This is a genomic window from Methylomonas sp. MgM2, from assembly GCF_054172045.1.
The window spans coordinates 177784-196780 of record NZ_JBSYXO010000002.1 but is presented as its reverse complement, the minus strand read 5'-3'; the positions used below and the strand labels follow the sequence as shown (position 1 = coordinate 196780).

Sequence of the window (18997 nt, the reverse complement as noted above, 5' to 3'; positions counted from 1 at the left end):
GCAACTATGCCTTAGGTAAGGTTACACCCGTCTGTCCTTGATATTTACCGCCTCTATCCTTGTAAGAAGTTTCGCATACTTCATCGCCGCCGAAAAACAGCATCTGCGCCACGCCTTCGTTTGCGTATATTTTGGCCGGTAACGGCGTGGTATTGGAAAATTCCAGGGTTACATGGCCTTCCCACTCGGGCTCCAGCGGCGTCACGTTGACGATAATACCGCAACGGGCGTATGTCGATTTACCCAGACACACGACCAGTACGTCGCGCGGAATGCGGAAATATTCGACCGTGCGGGCCAAGGCGAAAGAGTTCGGCGGGATGATGCAGACATCCGATTTCACATCCACGAAACTGCCTTCGTCAAAATCTTTCGGATCGACGATGGTAGAGTTGATATTGGTAAAAATTTTGAATTCGTTGGAGCAGCGCACGTCGTAACCGTAACTCGACGTACCGTACGAAATGATGCGGCCCTGCCCCGCTTCTCGCACCTGACCGGCCTGAAACGGCTCTATCATGCCGTATTCCCGGGACATACGGCGTATCCATTGATCTGATTTTATGCTCATGAGGCTGTTTTTATTTCAAGTGTAACTGGAATGCCAACATAGCATATTTTTACTTTATACGGCGCGCCGAAAAGTAATCTTACAATTACTTAAAAGGCAAAAATTCCGGATTACCGCATGAGGCCGCTAAAACCGGTAACATTCCGGTTTGAAACAGCCGAGACTATGCTGAATCCGCCGTATCGAGCGATATCCACTGAAGTTAATCGAGCTTAAATTCCGCGACCAATTGATGTAGATTTTGGCTGATTTCGGTCAAGGAAAAAGCGCTGCGTTTATTTTCGTGCGCGGCACGCGTCGTTTGTTTGGCCAATTCGGCCGTTTGCTCGAAATTTCTGGCGATATGCTTGGTTGTTTGCAATTGATGATTGGAAGCTCCGGTAATTTCCAAACTCTTATCGTAGATACGGTTGATCGATAGCTTGATACCGTTGAACGCTTCCTGCACCTGCTGGACGGCTTGGGTTGTGCGTCCGGCGGCTTTTTGCTGATTATTCATTAAAGACACGGTCTGACGAGTCGCTTGACTCAGTTTTTCCACTAGCGCTTGTATTTGGCCGGCGGAGTGCGTGGTATTACCGGCCAGCTTTCTAACCTCGTCGGCCACGACGGCGAAACCGCGTCCATGTTCGCCCGCCCGCGCCGCCTCTATCGCCGCATTCAAGGCCAACAGATTGGTCTGGTCGGCAAATCCTTGGATCATGCCGAGGACGCCTTCGATTGCCGAAGCGTCTTTCTGTAACGATCGCAAGGCTTCCGCCGTGTTATCGATCACCTGGACCAAGGCGAGGACTTCCTGGCTGGTATGCCCCATATGCTGCAAACCTTGATCGATCAAAGCTTGGGCGGAGGTCGTATCGTTTTGGGATTCGGCCGCGCTGTTTGCGACTTCGTTAAAGGACTCCGATAGTTCGGCCATTTGCCGGGCGCCGACCTCGGTTGCCTGTTGTTGTTCGGCGATAATCCTTTCCAGATTTTGCGCTACTTGCTCAATGTTGCCGCCGGATTTTTGCAGCGCCGAAGTTTCTCTATCGATGTTGCGGATGAGCAATTTGAAATAATCGTAGAGTTTTTCCAGCGAGATTTTTAACCGATTGATTTCCACGATTCTGGTATTCAAGGAGAACTGCGAACTCAAATCGCCGTTGGCCAGCTTATCGATGTAGAGGCTGATTTTGCCTATAATGATGGCCAGATGGCGTTGAATCGCCAACATCAGCGTGTTCACGATCACAATCAGCGCGACGCATACAATCATCACCAGGTAAAGCACCCGCTGATAATGTTGATATTCGTGATTCAGGTCGTTCTCCAAATTAAGCAATTTTTCCCGAAACCCCCGCATTTGTTGGGCCGTCTTAAGCGCTGTTTCCGATTTTTTTTGCACGATCTTTTGCGCATTGGCCAAGTCTTTTTCGTAACGGTTTAACAGTGAACGTATTTCGCTTAAGGGTTCCAGCGCCATGTCTTCGGTGGTCGTTTCCTGATCAGCGTTTCCAAGCGAGAACAACTGATCTTCTTCGCCTTTGGTTGCCATCACGCCCAGCAAGGGTAGCTGTTCTAAAACCGAAAAAGAGCCGGCCAACTGCCGTAACTGGCTTTGGATTACATCCGGTGACACCTGCCTGGACCCGGCAAATAAGGCTTGCCTGGCACGGGAAAGATCTTGTAAGAGGGTTTGGACGCGGCCTATGGCTAATAAGTAAGCGCTTTGCTGCGGCAACTTCGGACTCTGCGCTTTTTCCGCGTAATTCAGCAAAGTTCGTAAATGAGCGGATAGCTGCCGTTCGCTATTGATTAACAATATTTGAGGATCGGCTAGTTTTCCGGCGGCGGCCAGATCGGATAGCGTGACTTGCTGAATCTGGGCAAGCATGGAGCTTAGCGAGTCCTTAGCCGAACCGGACAAGGCTGCGTTAGCCTGAATGCCTTTATTCAGTTCGGTTAAATTTTTATCCAGATCAGTCAGCAGGGTGACGTCGCCGTTGTGCAGGTAGCTTACAATCGGCTGGTCGATTTGAACGTAAATTTTATCTTTTTGTTGGCCGAAAAATTCGACCATTGCGAACGCCCTGTTTAGGTGGTTAAGCGACCAAGTTACCGCGCCGGCAAATCCTCCCAAAACGAGGACCAAGGTCAGCGTGACAAACTTCGAGATTTGACTGATTTTCATGATAGTTTGCGAATCCGAATTCCAGCAAATACATCAATTTATTACTGTTTTATGACAAACACGTTACAACCCTTAGTCATACTGAACGTTATCTGTGTTTGGCTGCGCAAAATCCGAATTCTTATACTTTCAACGCCGCTTTAACAGCGGTTTAACATCCGCCAACAGCACTACCGTCGTATAAATAAATATCCCCAATGAGCCGCTAAGCCAGCTATTCCAATGATGATGGTTTACCAAATATCTATGGGTAAAGAACAGCCCCAAACCCAAACATAAATAGGCCGTCAGCTTTCCGAGCGGATAGGCGACCGGATAATAACGCTGTCCCAACAACCAAGATGCAAGCACCATGAAACCGTAACAAGCTAGAGTTGCCCAGGCCGAGCCTAAATATCCCCAATGCGGTATCCACCATAAATTCAAGATCACGGTCAAAACGGCTCCGGCTATCGAGACCCAGGCTCCCATGCCGGTACGATCGCTAAGCTTGTACCAGACCGACAGATTGACATATATCCCCAGACACAGATTGGCGAGCAGCAGAACCGGAACGACGTCGAGTCCGGCACGAAACTCCTCACCGATAAAGTATTTGAAAAAATCGATGAATAAGGTCACCAACAGAAAAATGAATATGCCTGCGATAACGAAATATTGCATTACCAGTGCATACGCGCGTTTTGCGTCCGCCCGGCCGGCGTAGGAAAAAAAGAACGGTTCGCCGGCATAGCGGAAGGCCTGGACAAATAGGCTCATTAGAATAGACAACTTATAGCACGCGCCGTAAATGCCGAGCATTTTCAGGTTAGTCGTCAAATCGTAGGGCAGCATGACTTTTAAGATCGCTCTATCCAGCATCTCGTTGACCATGCCGGCAAGACCTATGATCACCATAGGCCAGGAATAAGCCGACATGGGCCGAAGTAGATTCCATTCGAAGCGGAAGGGAACGGTCCGAAATTGCGGTAGTAATAATAAAAATTTGCAGGCGCTGGCTATCAGATTAGATACGAATATGTAACCCACGCCGATTTGCGGGTCATAAAGTTTTGCTATGACGGAGTCGGGCCATTGCACAAGCAATTTAGGGCACAAGATTAGAAAAAATAAATTCAGCCCAATGGTTATGAAAATTTCGGCCATACGAATGCCGGCAAAGCGCCAAGCCCGATTTTCCGCCCGCAATCGGGCAAAAGGCAGCGCCGTAATGGCGTCCAAAGCCAAAATACAGGCAAACCAAAGTAAGTATTCGGGATGGTCCGGATAACGCAAGGCCGACGCCAAAGGCAGCCTCCAGAAAAAAACCGCCGATACGAACACCAGATTCGCCACGAACAACCAGCTCAAGGCGCTCGCATAAACCGAATCCGCGGCATATTCCGGTTTCTGGCGAAAACGGAAATAACCGGTTTCCAAGCCAAATACCAGCAACACTGCAAAAAAACCGGCGTAAGCGTAAAACTCCGAAACCACGCCGTATTCCGTTGGGCTGAAGGTGTAGGTATATAGCGGCACCAATAAATAATTCAAAAATCGGCCGAGAATACTGCTTAAGCCGTAAATAGCGGTTTGCGAGATGAGCTGGCGTAAGGGATTCAAACGTATGGATTCCTTGGGTAAGCGCTTTAGACGCTGATAGCGGATATAAGCGTAAAACCGGCTATTTTAATCCGATTTCGGCTGCAAGGGGCGGGGCGCGGCTCTAAAGTTTACCTTAGGTGTTTCGTAACAAATGTTTGGGAGGAAAGCCGAAATATTTGTTGAATGCGGTGCTGAAATTGCTTGCATGACCGTAACCGACCGCTTCGGCGACCGAACCGATATTGCAATGATTCGCAGTCAATAAGCGATAGGCTGTCTGCATGCGAATGTCGGTCAACATGCCGTAAGGCGTCGTGTCATAGCACTGCCGAAACAATTGTTTCAACTTGAATTCGTTGGTTCCGATCCGTAAACATAGCGCTTCGATCGACGGCGGTTTGGCAAATTCCGCGTATAAGATTTCGCGGGCCGATTCCGCAAGTTGTCTTTCTCGCGGTGTGACGCGATGCGGTTTTAGTTGAACGTCGCTGGTCAAGTCGTTTAACTCGCTCGCGACAATGGCCAGAGCCAATCCGTGCCTGAATAATGGTTGAGCAAGCGTCCGACCGGAGTGATCCAGCATACATTGTGCAGCCTGGATTGCCGACGCGGAAATCGGGCGTTGTTCGACGATTTGAACTCCGTTCTTATTAAAAAACCGGGCAAAACAGCCCTCGCCAAAACGCCGTTCCAACCAAGGTTTGCTCATCGAAAAACGTAATTGGACTATGTTGTCGTTGGCCTGATAACGCCTACAGCCGTTGCTGGAACAAAAAGTCGTCAATGTGCTAAAGCCTGAACGAAATACGATGTCGTTACCGAGTTTGTCGTTGAAGCGGGAGCTTCCCCGCAAAGCCAAGGTTAACACCATAAGAGGCTGGTGATTGTTGATTTGGCTGGTAACCGCCAAATTTAGAGCCGGGTTGTATTGGGTGTCGATAAAATTAAAATCCTCCTCCAATGCAAACGAGCGCGAATAGCCTATGCCGAGCTCCTTTGGTAAACACTGCTCTTGGTAGGCATTTTTGTGATCGAATAGCCAAGGCATCTCCCGGCTGCTGATTGTAAAAGGTATGGCCGACGATAGAACTTGCATTACTCCTCCCCCTACGCGTAACGCTTAGGAAAGCAATAATTACACCTCATTATCTTAATATCCGAGTTTCAATTGCTTATAGAAACTCGGCGCCGTTATTTAAATTAAACTATGTGATATCGCCGATTTGAAAATAACGCGTATCCCTAACGGCGAAAGGTATGAAACAATTAAACCTTGGTAAAGATCAAATCCCACACACCGTGCCCCAGTTTGAGGCCTCTATTCTCGAACTTAGTCAAAGGCCGATAATCCGGGCGCGGACAATAGTCGCCGGTCGGGCTATTGTTTCGCAATCCGGCATCCGCGGATAATATGGCCAACATAGTCTCGGCATAATTCTGCCAATCCGTCGCAGCATGGAAATAAGCCCCGGGCATTAATTTTTCATTCAGCAATGCCAGAAAACTGGGACGAACGATGCGGCGCTTGTGATGGCGGCGCTTATGCCATGGGTCTGGGAAAAACAGATGCACACCGGCTATGCTGCGATCGGGAATTTTCTGCTCCAATATCTCGATGGCATCGTGATGATAAATCCGCACGTTGCCGATATCGCGTTCCTGCAACAGCATGATTAAATGGCCGACACCCGGCCGGTGCACTTCGATGCCAAGGTAATTCAAGTCCGGATTCGCTGCGGCCATGTCCGCCAAACTGGCTCCGTTTCCAAATCCGATTTCAACTATCAAAGGCGCTTCACGGCCGAAGGCTCGGCTCAAATTCAAACCATCTTGCGGCGAAAGACAATATTTGTCCCAATGGTTGTCTAAGGCCTGTTTTTGTCCGGATGTAGCCCGGCCTTGCCGGCGGATAAAACTACGAATACGGGCAGGATCAATTTTTTTCGGTTCGAGCATGGCGGATTGCGGGAACAAATTACCCGAGGATGGTAGGAAAACTAAAATAGACCAAGTCTTTTAAAACATCGTTAATCGCTAAACTGCGCTAATCTGGCCTTAGCCGCTAAACCGAATTCGGAATTCGGCTCTTTTTCAACAATTTGTTGTAATACAACGCGGCTATTTTTTTCCAGCAAGCCTATCGCTTTCGATCTGACCGAAGCAAAGTGCGCTCGTAATGCGGCGAGTTCGGTTAAATAACTGTTGCTGGTATTTAACAGTTTTAGAATGACTTTCTCGGGTTCCTCCGTAAACAAGTCGCGCACTAAATCGCCGTATTGCTCTTCCAGACGGATTAAATCCCGCCTGTCCATTTTCGGTGGTTCAGTAGGATCATCGCAGCAGCCCATAACAGTTCTCCTTGATTTGCTTTCAGGGATTAACAATCGACAGTCTTCAACATTTCCCGAATTTCAAATTCGCATCCACCGCAACCCGAGCACGCGCCGGTCACCCTGGAAATCCGTTCCAATTCGGTAACTCCGTCGTCGATTAGGGCTTGGATTTGCTCGACGCTAGTGCCGGCACAGCGGCATACGACATCGCTTTCCGGCTTGGCGTTGTTTTCTATCATCGGGCTTACAAAAACAAGCCGTCGATGGGGGAGGACGCCGATGCGAAACGCTTGCGCGGCATACGCCCCGCCAAGTAAGCTTCACGACCGGCTTCTATGCCTTTTTTCATCGCAGATGCCATCAACACCGGATTCTTAGCGGCGGCAATAGCCGTATTCATCAACACGCCGTCACATCCGAGCTCCATTGCAATCGCCGCATCGGAAGCCGTGCCGACACCGGCATCGACCAAAATAGGCACATGGGCGTTTTCGACGATGGTCAAAATATTGTACGGATTACGTATACCTAAACCGGAACCGATAGGAGCCGCCAACGGCATCACTGCGACGCAGCCGATTTCTTCTAAACGTTTAGCCGCAATCGGATCGTCGTTGGTGTAAACCATCACATCGAAACCCTCTTTGACTAGGAGTTCGGCGGCGACATAGGTTTCAGACACGTCCGGAAACAAGGTCAATTGATCGGCTAATACCTCCAGTTTGACCAGCTTATGCCCACCCAACAGTTCGCGGGCCAAACGACAGGTTCGCACAGCATCTTCGGCGGTATAGCATCCGGCTGTATTCGGCAAAATGGTGTATTTGTCCGGCGGAATCACCTCTAACAAATTCGGTTCGTCCGGATTCTGCCCGATATTGGTCCGGCGTATCGCCACGGTAACGATTTCGGCACCGCTAGCTTCGATCGCTAAGCGGGTTTCCTCCAAATCCTTATATTTACCGGTACCGACTAATAAACGCGAATGGTATTGCTCACCGGCCAACGTGAAGGAATCGTCTTGGCCGCCCCCGATGGCTTGGACGATTTCCAAGCGGTCTCCATCTCTTAAGCTATGGCTAGCGTGTTGGGTAAACGGCAATATTTCTTTATTCAATTCCACGGCGATACGTTTGCCGGTTAAACCCAAATCGGCGATGACGTCCGCAACAGTACAGTTATCGCCATATTCCCGGCTATCGCCGTTAACCTGTATTTTCATGAAATAAACCTTATTCAGCTGGTTTCTGTTTGGCGGAGCGGCGACGTTGTACGGCTCCTGCCAGATGATGTAACAATTCGACGCTATCGTCCCACCCAAGGCAAGGGTCGGTAATACTTTGCCCGTACGTCAACGACATGCCGCTGCCTACGTCCTGTCGGCCTTCAACCAGATGGCTTTCCACCATTGCGCCGATGATGCGCTCATCGCCCTGCCGAATTTGGTCGGCCACATCTTGCGCGACATGCATTTGCCTTTTGAATTTCTTTAAACAATTGGCATGACTGAAGTCGATCATGATATTCGGACGCAAACCGGCACCTATCATGCCTTCCGCGACTTGTTCGACGCTGACTTCGTCGTAATTGGGACGATCATTGCCGCCGCGTAGAATGATATGAGCGTCTTCATTGCCCTTTGATGAAAAAATCGCCGTGCGTCCCTCTTTGGTCACCGATAAGAAATGGTGGGGCGTCATCGCCGCATTGATTGCATCGATTGCTATTTTGACCCCGCCGTCGGTGGCATTCTTGAAACCGACGGGACAGGACAAACCGGACGCCAATTCCCGGTGCACTTGACTTTCGGTCGTACGCGCGCCAATCGCTCCCCAGGAAATCAGGTCGGACACGTATTGAGGCGTAATCAAATCCAAGTATTCAGTCGCCGCCGGTACTCCCAAATTATTGACATCCAATAATACTTGCCGGGCTAGCCGCAATCCTTTATTGATGTTAAAGCTGGAATTTAAATCAGGATCGTTGATCAATCCTTTCCAACCAACCGTCGTGCGCGGTTTCTCGAAATAAACCCGCATGACGATAACTAAATCATTCTCCAATTCGTTCATGATGGCTTTGAGCCTGCTAGCATATTCGACAGCCGCTTTTGGGTCATGGATGGAACAAGGACCGATCACTACCAACAAGCGATCATCGCCGCCGCTAAGAATATTATGAATCGCCGCACGCGCTTTTAAAATAGTCTTGGCGGCCGTTTCGGTCATGGGTATTTCGTCGTGAACCTGAATCGGCGGCACCACATCATGGGTTTCGCAAATTCTTAAATCATCGGTGTTATAGTTTGTTTGCATGACTGAGTAGGAAAGGAAGGCTTTCAATAGCTAGACGAAAATGCTTATTTTAACCATTTTGCTATCAGCAGTGTGACAAACTGATATTGAACGAGTAATTGGACCATACAGGTATGATAAACAATAGGGTAATCAAACACTGTTTGACGGTATGCCTCGCTCCGTCTTTTCAGTTTGCAAAACTCAGGGATAGGTTGCTCGAAACCACTCGCGCTCAAGTATTCAGGAATTCGATCATCATCGACTACAAGGCCGGTTGTTCCGTGGTTTTTTCGTACGGCGTGGTCGTTCACTGGAACGTTAATCTAGACGATAGACAGTCGCTGCAACAACTGTTGCGGGACTATGCCGACACTCCCTATTCCGACCCACAGGAAGATAATTTCAGTTACGAAGTGGGATGCGGACAGGACAGATTCCAACACGACCACATCGAATTACGATCCGACGACTTCATGGTATTACTGGCTCTTTCGCATGGAATGGCGCAATCGATCAAACTAGCGGCATTCGAAGGGCAGGCTATAGACACCATATATGCTACCAGTCATTTGCCGCAGGCTTTAGCGAGGGAAGGAACCATCAAACTCGACCGCAAATCGATGGCCCAAATTCGCGGCCAACTGTTCTTAACTAAAAGCGACATCATCCTAAATTACGATTTGCTCGATATTCCCGAGTTCTTCTGGGAACACCCGGAATATCAACACATTTATTCCATGGCCGCCAATTATCTGGAAATTCGCCAACGTACCGAGGTCCTGTCGAAAAAACTGGAGACGATCCATGAGCTATTGGAAATGCTCGCCGATGAACAAAAACATCAGCATTCTTCCACGCTGGAATGGATCATCATTTGGCTGATCGCTGTAGAAATCGTCATGTCATTGATCGATAAATTACTGTAATAGCGAGTCCCCGGTTTACTGAATCACAAACTTCACGCCGATCACTAGTAGTAAAGTCGCCAAGGTTGGCCGCAAAAAATATTCCGGTATTTTCGCACTCAGATGACTGCCAATCCAGATGCCCGGCACCGAACCCAGCAGCAAACTGCCCAACAGCTCCAAATCGAAATTACCCAGGCTCAAATGTCCCAGGCCGGCCACTGCCGTCAATGGAATCGCATGCGCTAAATCGGTACCCACGACTTTAATCGTCGTCATACGAGGATAAAGAAACAGCAGCGCCACTGTTCCCAACGCGCCGGCGCCAACCGACGACAAGGTCACCAGTACACCGAGAACCATTCCGGTAAACACCGTCGCAACTTTTTCCCAACGCGGAGAAAAACGTCCGCTGTTATCCACAGTGCTGTGCTCGTCGTCGATTTGTCCATTCTTGGCCGCTCTATGCAACAACACGCTGCGCACCAACAACGCTAACGCCGTCAACAGCAAGGCGATTCCCAAGGTGAATGTAATCACGCCATTCACTTCCGCGCCGACTACCATCAAGTTTTTCAGCACATAAAGCGTGATTCCGGCAAACGGTAAACTACCCAAAGACAGTAGACCGACGATTTTCCAATCCACCGATTGATGCTTGCCGTGATGCACGAATACACCGGCGGTTTTGGTAATCGCCGCATAAAGCAGATCGGTGCCAACCGCGATTGCCGGCTTAAAGCCGAATAGAAAAACCAACAGCGGGGTCATCAACGAGCCGCCACCCACGCCGGTCAGTCCCACTAAAAACCCCACACCGAAACCCGACGCCGTATACAGTAAATTCATAAAGATCCATCCTTTTTAAGTATCAAGATGAAAATACTATAACAGCCGGTATGTCGAACTTTTAATGATAAAAATACATATTAATATCGAATTTTTGGATAAAAATACATTCCGATTTGGAAAGCGAAACTTCGATACTAATCGAGCGACTTCTTAGAATGATTGACCGAGCGATTGTAAAATCACTTCTAACGGCGCTAAGGAAATCAAAGCTCGAAACAACACGGCATTGTCGTTAACCAAACCCAAACATTCGTAATCGAGAGCCGTTAGGTTTTTTTCGCCGAAATCATGTTCCGCCGAATCGGCCGTCGGTTTAATCAAAATATGCAGGGCTTCGTTACTCTTCAGTGTCGCTAAATTGCGCCTATCGATACTGATTTTATGAGAGGTATAGACCATCGGGTTTTTTTCAAAATCGTGGCGTTTGTGCATGGCTTTTTCCAATAAGGCGCTGGAGAGCAATGCGCATGGAAACATCTCCGGAAAAATAACCTTATCTTGCAATTCATCGAAGAACTCGGTCTGATCGCGCAATGACCCGCAAAGGAAGTTCTTGGCGTTACTGGTGGTCATGAATTTGCGTTTCAAGAAATAACCGCTTTCCAGAAAACTGCGATCTTTTTGCTGTCGTAAATTACCGATTCCGGAACAACTAACGTCGGCTAAAAACAAGGGCTCGGTCGATTCCTTTTTGTAGCCTAGCAATGCCAGCTTGCCGTCGCTTTTGACCATGATGCGATTGCTTAATGTCGGTGCCGGTTCCCGTTTAAGTTGCGATGCTTTGATCTCCACATCCAGTACTTGGCCCGCTTTTATCGCGTTAGCAAATGAGAACTGGTAATTACTGAAATATAAACCCTGTTCGTCGATCAGAGCTTGCTCATCGGCTTGCCGGCGATAATCTCTGAGCTTGTCTTCTATCAAAGATTCCAATTGAAACCCTAAGGTAATGGGACCCTTGAAAGGATTGTTTTTAATCTTATGCCAATTTTTATTGTCGTGGAACAAATTGAAATCGTCGGTAGAGTTACGGGCGATATCAATATGCAGCTGAGTAAATACTGGAACCGTGTTGTTCATACGACAAACTCCAATCTGACATCAAATAAATTCAGGACTATGCATAGGTTTTTAGCCAATAGGATAGCCGCAATCTTTCGTGTCAACCACGTATGCGTCTTTGAAATTTCAGCAAGGCCGAGCTCCTAGTTCAATCCATAAAACCGATTCGACGGCTAACCCTGTACCTTGTGGAGAACTTTGAGCGCTTTTCTGCATTGAAGCTGTGGATAAACTGCTGGTAAAAAATACCCTGAAAGTTATCCACAGCCATAGAACAAATGAACTTAATATATGAACACAGGTATTTTTAGACAGTAACGATATGATTGTTAAGTAAAAGCACGAGTTTTCCACAGATTTTCTTAAGCTAGTAGTAATAATAAATCTAAAATATAGATATATTGTTATTATTAGGATCGACTACTGGAAAAAAACGTATAAGCGCCTAGCAGATAGTCCTATGCTAAATTGTGCTTGTCATTCCGGCATGGCTTGCCCGAATCCAGTGCTCATGGATGAACAGTGAATAAGTCAACTTGTTGCGAAGTACTCATTACACATTGAATTTCGGCTTTTTGTGTTTTGATGCGGACTGATGCGCTATTTCGTTTTCAGTCCCGAAAGCCGAATGGCATAGAAGCCGGAATAAGCGGCTTTCAATGAAATCAATCGGCTGGAGTATGATCCGACTCCATTTGCTCGGTTAACGTTTTGGGCAATTTCTTTTTGATCTTGACTCCTAACTCCTCAAAAGCCGACGCTTGCCGTAACAAATTAGCGTTGCCCGTTGTCAGCTTATTGACGATTCCGTCATAGGTCTTTTGCACGGTACCAAGCTGATTGCCCAGCTTTTCAATATCTTCGACGAAACCTCTGATCTTGTCGTAAAGACTGCCGGCTTTGTCCGCAATCAAACGGGCATTCTCATTTTGCTGTTCATAACGCCAGATATTTTGGATGGTTCGTAGCGTGGCCAATAGGGTAGTCGGAGTCACAACGACGATCTTGTGCTCGAAGGCGTCGTTAAACAGTTTTTCGTCGGCCTGGAAGGCGGCCAGGAATGCCGCTTCGATAGGCATGAACATCAACACGAAATCCAACGAACGCAATCCCTTTAAATTCGAATAATCCTTGCCGCTAAGCCCTTTTATATGGTTACGCACCGCATCGGTATGTTGTTTCAAGGCTTCCGAACGTACCGCTTCGTCTTCGGAAGCGCAATAACGTTCGTAAGCCACTAACGAAACCTTGGAGTCGATGATGACGTCTTTATTGTCAGGCAGGCGGATGATCACGTCGGGTTTGAATAAGCGTTTGTCTTCGTCGCGAAATGCCGCTTGAGTTTCGTATTCGATGCCTTTACGCAAACCCGATCGCTCCAATACCTTTTCCAAGATCATTTCACCCCAGTTGCCTTGAGTTTTATGATCGCCTTTCAAAGCCCGCGTCAGATTCAACGCTTCCTGATTCATTTTTTGGGTATCTCGCCGAAGCGAAACGATTTCCTCCCGCAGGGAGATCCTGTCTTTGGTTTCGTTGTCGTAAACGCTTTCGATGCGGTTCTTGAATTCGCCCAATTGTTCCTTCAAAGGCGTAACCAAGGATTCGATACTGACTTTATTGTGTTCGACGAATTGTTTGCCGCGTTCTTCGAATACTTTGTGGGCCAGATTCTCAAACTGGATCTTGAGTTGGGTTTCGGCATCCTGCAATAAACGAATCTTCTCGACGTTGCTTTTATGCTGTTCTTGCTGGCGGGCGTTGAGATCGGCGTTTTCGCTTTTCAATTGCAATAGTTGCCGTTGCAGGTCTTGTATCTCGGCTTCCTTTTGATGAAACAAAGCCAGCCTTTCTTCCGCCACCGCCAGTTTGATGTTTTGATCTTGTAATTGCTGTTGCTGGGTTTCGATTACCTCATCCAGAGCCCGGCGGCGTTTGCTCGCCAACCAGGCACTGATTACATAACCGATTAATGCCGCCAGCATCACCGCCGACGGCCATAGCCATTGCTCCGTCATAAGCTTTCGAACACCCGGGCGGCGGCAGCGATAGTCGCTTCAATGTCAGCATCGCTGTGAGCGGCGGACACGAAACCGGCTTCGAAAGCCGATGGCGCAAGATACACGCCTTGGTCCAACATGCCGTGAAAGAAACGTTTGAAGCGATCTTGATTGCCGTTCATGACTTGAGTAAAACGGCTGATCGATTTTTCCTCATTGAAGAACAAACCGAACATCGCGCCGACCTGATTGGTAGTGAAGGCGATGCCGGCTCGATCGGCCGCATTTTGCAAGCCCGTCAACAACTGAGCGGTTTTTACCGTCAGCCCTTCGTAAAAACCAGGAGCGCTGATCAGTTCCAAGGTCTTCAAACCGGCCGCCATCGCGACCGGGCAACCGGACAAAGTTCCCGCCTGATAAACCGGACCCAAAGGCGCTAGATGTTCCATGATTTTACGACTGCCTCCGAATGCGCCGACCGGCATGCCGCCGCCGATGATTTTGCCCAATGTGGTCAGGTCGGGTTTGATGCCGTATAAACCCTGGGCGCCGTGCAAACCGACGCGAAAGCCGGTCATGACTTCATCGAATATCAGTACACTGCCGTACCGGTCGCATACTTCGCGCAGGGTTGGCAAAAAGCCGGGTTCCGGCGGAATGCAGTTCATGTTGCCTGCCACGGGTTCCACGATGATGCAAGCGATTTTGTCACCTAATTCGGCAAAGGCGCTACGGACCGCATCGCTATCGTTATAAGTCAGCGTAATCGTGTCGGCGGCTAATGCGGCGGGCACCCCCGGCGAGCTGGGCACGCCTAAGGTAAGGGCGCCGGAACCGGCTTTGACCAATAAAGAATCCGAGTGGCCATGGTAACAACCTTCGAACTTAACGATTTTGTCGCGGCCCGTATAACCGCGGGCCAGGCGTATCGCACTCATCGTGGCTTCGGTACCGGAACTGACCATACGCACCAACTCGACTGATGGCACCAACTCGCAAACTTTTTGAGCCATCAAGGTTTCGATTTCGGTTGGCGCACCGAAACTCAGACCTTTTTGGGCGGTTTGTGTGACGGCATCGATGACTTCGGGGTGAGCATGTCCCAGTATCATAGGTCCCCACGAGCCGACATAGTCGATATAGCGTTTGTTTTCGCTATCGAATACATAAACGCCTTGCGCACGGTCGAAATAAACCGGTGTGCCGCCGACACCGCTAAAAGAACGTACCGGTGAATTGACACCGCCCGGAATGAATTTTTTGGCTTCGTAAAAGAGTTCGTTTGCTTGAGTCATGATTTTCTAAAATTTCAAACGGAGAAAATAAAGGGCACGGAGAGTAGCTCTGCGTGCCCTTGGCTACGAGTGACGATGAGTTTAATGTTGCTTGCCGAACAGTTGCGGGCCTTTAGGCTGCTGTTTGTTTTGTATGCAAAAGTAGGCCGCCGCATCGAACTTGATTTGCAACGAATGCGTATTTTCATGTTGTTTCAAAAAATGTTTGGCATCTTCGGCGGACAAATCTTTCATCATGTATTTAGCGATACACATACAGTCTTTACTCAGACGCGGCTTGTCCACATCCGGATTTGCGGAACCTTTCAGTTCGCGCGCTACGCATTGATCGGCGAATTCGTGTTCGAATTGATGTTTCACGACATCGGTGACCACTTCGTCATGAGAGTGGTCGAAGGGGTTATGCGCCGGTTTCCCGGCAACTTTTGACGAAGCCGAAGCGGCGGGTTGGCTTGGAGCGGGCTTATCATCGGAACATGCAGTTAAGATCGAAACTAGGCTGACACCGGCTATCAGAGCAAAAAAAGCGGATTTGGTTTTCATAATTTTTTTAATAGTTATAGTTTTAGTTAAGTAAATCTTGCAGTAAGGGAGCTAAAACCTTTTGCTGCGTATCTTGTAATAAACGGTTGGCGGTAACAATGCTTTTCAATTGATCCAATGCCACATTGAAATCATTGTTGACAATTAAATAATCGAACTCGGGATAGTGGCTCATTTCGGTAACTGCATCACGCATGCGTCGATCAATTGTTTGATCATTGTCCTGGCCACGATTTTGCAGACGTTGTTTCAAGACCGCGATCGATGGCGGCAGAATGAAAATGGAGATGCTATCCGGCAGCATTTTTCTAACTTGCTGCGCGCCTTGCCAGTCGATTTCCAAAATTACATCCAGTCCTTGCGCTAGATTGTTTTCGACCGTTTTTTGCGCGGTACCATAATAATTATCGAACACTTGGGCATGTTCTAAAAATGCTTGGGTTTCTATCATGGCTTTGAATTCGTCGACCGAAACGAAGAAATAATCGCTGCCGTCGACTTCTCCTTTGCGCTTGTCCCGTGTGGTATGCGATACGGACACCACCAGTTTATCCATGTCGGCTTTGAGTTGTTTCACTAAGCTGGTTTTGCCGGCTCCGGACGGCGCTGAGATGATATAAAGTTTACCTGTAATCATTTGAGTTTGAAGGTTTTATCAGTGCAACTACCATTCTTTTCTGTTCGGGCTGAAGAGTCAAGCCAAAAAACCGAGCAGGCACGGTGCTGTGGTATCATGAGCAGCCTTTCCAACCCCATCTATGAATGCCGATGAGCGCTATTTGGAATAATTGTCTGGCCAAACTTGAACACGAAATTCCCACCAACGATTTCAGTACCTGGATAAGACCGCTGCAAGCGGTAGAAAGCGAAAGCCAATTGAAATTGTTGGCGCCGAACCGATTTATTATCGACCATATCAAACAACACTTTTTCGGCACTATTGAAGATGTAGTCAACGAGTTTTCGAACGCGACCTTAGCCGTGCATTTCGAGATCGGCAGCAGGAAAGCGCCTGCAATCAAAGCGCCGACTTTACAAAAAACCGTCGTTCAAAAGAAGAACCAGCCGAACTTTTTGAATAAGGCTTTTACTTTTGAGAGCTTCGTCGAAGGTAAGTCCAATCAATTGGCGAGGGCGGCATCGGTGACCGTCGCCGACAACATCGGCAAAGTTTACAATCCGCTATTTATATACGGCGCCTCTGGGTTAGGTAAAACCCATTTGATGCATGCCATCGGTAACGGCGTACTGCATCAAAGACCGGACGCCAACATCGTTTACCTGCATTCGGAAAAATTCGTGCAGGACATGGTTAAAGCCCTGCAACAGAACAGCATCAACTATTTTAAAGAGTATTACAGGAACATTGATGTGCTGTTGATGGACGACATCCAATTTTTAGCCGGTAAAGAACGTTCGCAGGAAGAGTTTTTCCACACCTTCAACAATTTGTTGGACCAAAAACATCAAGTGGTCTTAACCTGCGATAAATATCCGAAAGAAATACAAGGCTTGGAAGACCGGCTTAAGTCCCGCTTCAGTTGGGGCTTACCCGTCGCAATAGAGCCGCCGGACTTGGAGACTCGTACCGCGATTTTAATCAAAAAAGCGCTACAGGCCGGCGTGACCTTGAATCAGGAAATAGCCTTCTTCATCGCCAAGCGGATTCCATCCAATGTTCGAGACTTGGAGGGTGCCTTACGCCGAGTAATCGCGAATTCGCAATTCACCGGGCGGGAAATTACCTTGGAATTCACCAAAGAAGCCCTGCACGATTTGATCAGTCTGCAAGATAAATTGGTCAGCATCGATAACATACAGAAAACGGTGGCCGAGTATTTCAAGATTCGGGTTGCGGACTTATCGTCGAAAAGCCGTAAGCAATCATTAACCCGGCCGAGGCAAATCGCGATGACGCTGGCCCGTGAGTTAACGTCGCACAGTTATCCGGAAATCGGCGATGCCTTTGGCGGACGTGACCATACTACGGTGATCAACGCCTGCAAACGTATTGCGGAGTTGAAGGAGGACGATGTCAAAATCGCCGAAGACTATAAAAACCTGTTGAGAACTTTATCGCATTAATTGCAAATAAACTGGGGATAAGCTGAGGACATTTTCGGACGTTCACGTTATCCACAGATCTGCAACACGTTTTATTGGCGACGAGCAACAATGTTAATAGCCAACTAAACGAATGATTTTTAAGCGATAAGCCGTGTTTTCCACAGATTATCGTTAATATAGTAGTAACAATAACTTAAAATATTTATATGAAATTTACTATTAGCAGAGATCAGTTATTAGCCCCGCTGCAGCAAATAGTCAGTGTTATCGAAAAACGGCAAACCATGGTTATTCTTGGCAATGTGCTGGTGCAAGTTCATGACGGCTGCTTAGTCATGACGGGTTCGGACACCGAGATTCAGATTGTCAGCAGGCTCAATCTTGAATCGGTAGCCGACGAAGGCGAAATTACGGTACCTGCTCGTAAGTTTTTAGATATTTGCCGTTTATTACCGAGCGGCGTCGAAATCAGATTCGAATTACATGAAGATAAAGTCAAATTAACCTCGGGGCGCAGCCGGTTTTCATTGACAACGCTACCGGCAGAAAATTATCCGGAATTCAATGTATCTGAATGCAGTTATCAGTTCTTGTTGAACGCCGGCAAATTCAAGAAAGGCTTGGATAAGACCGTCTTTTGTATGGCTAATCAAGACGTACGCTATTACTTGAATGGCTTGTTGCTGCACATCAGCAATTCCCGCTTGAAGTTAGTGGCCTCCGACGGACACCGCTTATCAATATTCGAAGACGATATAGGTCAAGCGACCGGTTATGAAGCGCGCATCATTTTACCGAGAAAAGCCGTGCAGGAATTAAGCCGTCTATTGGATGATGTCGATGCCGAAGTAGATATTCAATTTTCCAATAACTACATCCAAATCCATTATAAGAATGTGGTGTTTTCGTCTAAGTTGATTGACGCCAAGTTTCCGGACTTTAGCAAGGTATTCAATCAGTCCTTCATGAATCCGTTGTTGGTTCAAAAACAAGTGTTGCGTGATGCGCTGACCCGGGTTGCCATTCTGTCGAATGAAAAATACAAGGGTGTGACATTTCATATTTCGGGCGATGAATTAAAGCTCAGTACTCACAATCCCGAGCATGACGAAGCCGAAGAGGAAATGATTGTAGATTACCAAGGCCAGCCCTTGAGTATTTCTTTCAATGCTCAATACATGCTGGATGCGGTTTCGAATCTGGATACCGAATTAGCGGTGATGACCATAGCCAGTAACGCTAGCAGTTGTTTTATTGAAGAACCCGATCAGCCCTTGTTCAAATTCATCGTCATGCCAATGAAGATGTAAACTTC

The 18997-nt window shown here is 47.9% G+C and carries 18 protein-coding genes; 3 read left to right on the top strand and 15 right to left on the bottom strand.

The window, feature by feature from the left end; genetic code table 11:
* Positions 1-4: 4 nt before the first annotated feature.
* From dcd to aroG, 9 genes are all read right to left on the bottom strand, one after another.
* The gene (gene dcd / locus ACW73I_RS02545; protein ID WP_458027640.1) at positions 5-571 is read right to left on the bottom strand and encodes a dCTP deaminase; all 567 of its coding nucleotides are present in this window, start codon (positions 569-571) and stop codon (positions 5-7) included.
* A 202-nt stretch (positions 572-773) separates the two neighbouring features.
* Positions 774-2744, bottom strand: a complete 1971-nt coding sequence (locus ACW73I_RS02540; RefSeq protein WP_458027639.1) for a methyl-accepting chemotaxis protein — start codon at positions 2742-2744, stop codon at positions 774-776.
* Between the two features lie 129 nt (positions 2745-2873).
* Entirely contained in the window at positions 2874-4346 is a 1473-nt protein-coding gene (locus ACW73I_RS02535) for an oligosaccharide flippase family protein (RefSeq protein ID WP_458027638.1), read from the bottom strand.
* Between the two features lie 115 nt (positions 4347-4461).
* Positions 4462-5424: a helix-turn-helix transcriptional regulator gene (locus tag ACW73I_RS02530; protein ID WP_458027637.1), complete on the bottom strand. Its 963-nt coding sequence runs from the start codon at positions 5422-5424 to the stop codon at positions 4462-4464.
* A 170-nt stretch (positions 5425-5594) separates the two neighbouring features.
* Positions 5595-6284 (bottom strand): tRNA (guanosine(46)-N7)-methyltransferase TrmB, encoded by a 690-nt coding sequence (gene trmB / locus ACW73I_RS02525; RefSeq protein ID WP_458027636.1) that lies wholly within the window; start codon positions 6282-6284, stop codon positions 5595-5597.
* Positions 6285-6355: 71 nt separating this feature from the next.
* A complete protein-coding gene (locus ACW73I_RS02520) occupies positions 6356-6676 on the bottom strand; it encodes a hypothetical protein (protein WP_458027635.1) in 321 nt (106 codons plus the stop codon).
* A gap of 29 nt (positions 6677-6705) precedes the next feature.
* Positions 6706-6900: a (2Fe-2S)-binding protein gene (locus ACW73I_RS02515; RefSeq protein ID WP_458027634.1), complete on the bottom strand. Its 195-nt coding sequence runs from the start codon at positions 6898-6900 to the stop codon at positions 6706-6708.
* A gap of 5 nt (positions 6901-6905) precedes the next feature.
* Positions 6906-7883: a sulfur carrier protein ThiS gene (gene thiS, locus ACW73I_RS02510; RefSeq protein ID WP_458027633.1), complete on the bottom strand. Its 978-nt coding sequence runs from the start codon at positions 7881-7883 to the stop codon at positions 6906-6908.
* A gap of 10 nt (positions 7884-7893) precedes the next feature.
* Entirely contained in the window at positions 7894-8976 is a 1083-nt protein-coding gene (gene aroG, locus ACW73I_RS02505) for a 3-deoxy-7-phosphoheptulonate synthase AroG (protein ID WP_458027632.1), read from the bottom strand.
* Between the two features lie 113 nt (positions 8977-9089).
* On the opposite strand from aroG, the gene ACW73I_RS02500 reads away from it, so the two are divergent.
* Positions 9090-9884, top strand: coding sequence for an RMD1 family protein (locus ACW73I_RS02500; RefSeq protein ID WP_458027631.1), 795 nt, complete (start codon positions 9090-9092; stop codon positions 9882-9884).
* 15 nt (positions 9885-9899) lie between these two features.
* On the opposite strand, the gene ACW73I_RS02495 is transcribed toward ACW73I_RS02500, so the two are convergent.
* The 6 genes from ACW73I_RS02495 to gmk all read right to left on the bottom strand — a co-directional run bounded on the left by ACW73I_RS02495 (position 9900) and on the right by gmk (position 16252).
* Positions 9900-10712 (bottom strand): sulfite exporter TauE/SafE family protein, encoded by an 813-nt coding sequence (locus ACW73I_RS02495; protein WP_458027630.1) that lies wholly within the window; start codon positions 10710-10712, stop codon positions 9900-9902.
* A 153-nt stretch (positions 10713-10865) separates the two neighbouring features.
* A complete protein-coding gene (locus ACW73I_RS02490) occupies positions 10866-11795 on the bottom strand; it encodes a hypothetical protein (RefSeq protein WP_458027629.1) in 930 nt (309 codons plus the stop codon).
* 647 nt (positions 11796-12442) lie between these two features.
* On the bottom strand, positions 12443-13795 hold the full coding sequence (locus tag ACW73I_RS02485; RefSeq protein WP_458027628.1) for a DNA recombination protein RmuC: 1353 nt from the start codon (positions 13793-13795) through the stop codon (positions 12443-12445).
* The gene (gene hemL / locus ACW73I_RS02480) at positions 13792-15072 is read right to left on the bottom strand and encodes a glutamate-1-semialdehyde 2,1-aminomutase (RefSeq protein ID WP_458027627.1); all 1281 of its coding nucleotides are present in this window, start codon (positions 15070-15072) and stop codon (positions 13792-13794) included. The genes ACW73I_RS02485 and hemL overlap by 4 nt, the downstream gene beginning before the upstream one ends.
* Positions 15073-15153: 81 nt before the next feature.
* Positions 15154-15615 (bottom strand): hypothetical protein, encoded by a 462-nt coding sequence (locus ACW73I_RS02475; protein ID WP_458027626.1) that lies wholly within the window; start codon positions 15613-15615, stop codon positions 15154-15156.
* A 22-nt stretch (positions 15616-15637) separates the two neighbouring features.
* The gene (gmk, locus tag ACW73I_RS02470; RefSeq protein WP_458027625.1) at positions 15638-16252 is read right to left on the bottom strand and encodes a guanylate kinase; all 615 of its coding nucleotides are present in this window, start codon (positions 16250-16252) and stop codon (positions 15638-15640) included.
* A gap of 131 nt (positions 16253-16383) precedes the next feature.
* Here gmk and dnaA point away from each other — a divergent pair, with 131 nt between their 5' ends.
* Together dnaA and dnaN are read left to right on the top strand one after the other, a co-directional pair.
* The gene (dnaA, locus tag ACW73I_RS02465; RefSeq protein ID WP_458027624.1) at positions 16384-17700 is read left to right on the top strand and encodes a chromosomal replication initiator protein DnaA; all 1317 of its coding nucleotides are present in this window, start codon (positions 16384-16386) and stop codon (positions 17698-17700) included.
* A 188-nt stretch (positions 17701-17888) separates the two neighbouring features.
* The gene (gene dnaN / locus ACW73I_RS02460; protein ID WP_458027623.1) at positions 17889-18992 is read left to right on the top strand and encodes a DNA polymerase III subunit beta; all 1104 of its coding nucleotides are present in this window, start codon (positions 17889-17891) and stop codon (positions 18990-18992) included.
* Positions 18993-18997: the final 5 nt, after the last annotated feature.

What these genes read in the sequence shown, in the direction of transcription:
- dcd (WP_458027640.1), bottom strand. Translation starts at nt 571, where the DNA reads ATGAGCATAAAATCAGATCAATGGATACGCCGTATGTCCCGGGAATAC.
- ACW73I_RS02485 (WP_458027628.1), bottom strand. Translation starts at nt 13,795, where the DNA reads ATGACGGAGCAATGGCTATGGCCGTCGGCGGTGATGCTGGCGGCATTA.
- thiS (WP_458027633.1), bottom strand. Translation starts at nt 7,883, where the DNA reads ATGAAAATACAGGTTAACGGCGATAGCCGGGAATATGGCGATAACTGT.
- hemL (WP_458027627.1), bottom strand. Translation starts at nt 15,072, where the DNA reads ATGACTCAAGCAAACGAACTCTTTTACGAAGCCAAAAAATTCATTCCG.
- trmB (WP_458027636.1), bottom strand. Translation starts at nt 6,284, where the DNA reads ATGCTCGAACCGAAAAAAATTGATCCTGCCCGTATTCGTAGTTTTATC.
- dnaA (WP_458027624.1), top strand. Translation starts at nt 16,384, where the DNA reads ATGAGCGCTATTTGGAATAATTGTCTGGCCAAACTTGAACACGAAATT.
- ACW73I_RS02540 (WP_458027639.1), bottom strand. Translation starts at nt 2,744, where the DNA reads ATGAAAATCAGTCAAATCTCGAAGTTTGTCACGCTGACCTTGGTCCTC.
- ACW73I_RS02475 (WP_458027626.1), bottom strand. Translation starts at nt 15,615, where the DNA reads ATGAAAACCAAATCCGCTTTTTTTGCTCTGATAGCCGGTGTCAGCCTA.
- gmk (WP_458027625.1), bottom strand. Translation starts at nt 16,252, where the DNA reads ATGATTACAGGTAAACTTTATATCATCTCAGCGCCGTCCGGAGCCGGC.
- ACW73I_RS02520 (WP_458027635.1), bottom strand. Translation starts at nt 6,676, where the DNA reads ATGGGCTGCTGCGATGATCCTACTGAACCACCGAAAATGGACAGGCGG.
- ACW73I_RS02495 (WP_458027630.1), bottom strand. Translation starts at nt 10,712, where the DNA reads ATGAATTTACTGTATACGGCGTCGGGTTTCGGTGTGGGGTTTTTAGTG.
- aroG (WP_458027632.1), bottom strand. Translation starts at nt 8,976, where the DNA reads ATGCAAACAAACTATAACACCGATGATTTAAGAATTTGCGAAACCCAT.
- dnaN (WP_458027623.1), top strand. Translation starts at nt 17,889, where the DNA reads ATGAAATTTACTATTAGCAGAGATCAGTTATTAGCCCCGCTGCAGCAA.
- ACW73I_RS02490 (WP_458027629.1), bottom strand. Translation starts at nt 11,795, where the DNA reads ATGAACAACACGGTTCCAGTATTTACTCAGCTGCATATTGATATCGCC.
- ACW73I_RS02530 (WP_458027637.1), bottom strand. Translation starts at nt 5,424, where the DNA reads ATGCAAGTTCTATCGTCGGCCATACCTTTTACAATCAGCAGCCGGGAG.
- ACW73I_RS02515 (WP_458027634.1), bottom strand. Translation starts at nt 6,900, where the DNA reads ATGATAGAAAACAACGCCAAGCCGGAAAGCGATGTCGTATGCCGCTGT.
- ACW73I_RS02500 (WP_458027631.1), top strand. Translation starts at nt 9,090, where the DNA reads ATGATAAACAATAGGGTAATCAAACACTGTTTGACGGTATGCCTCGCT.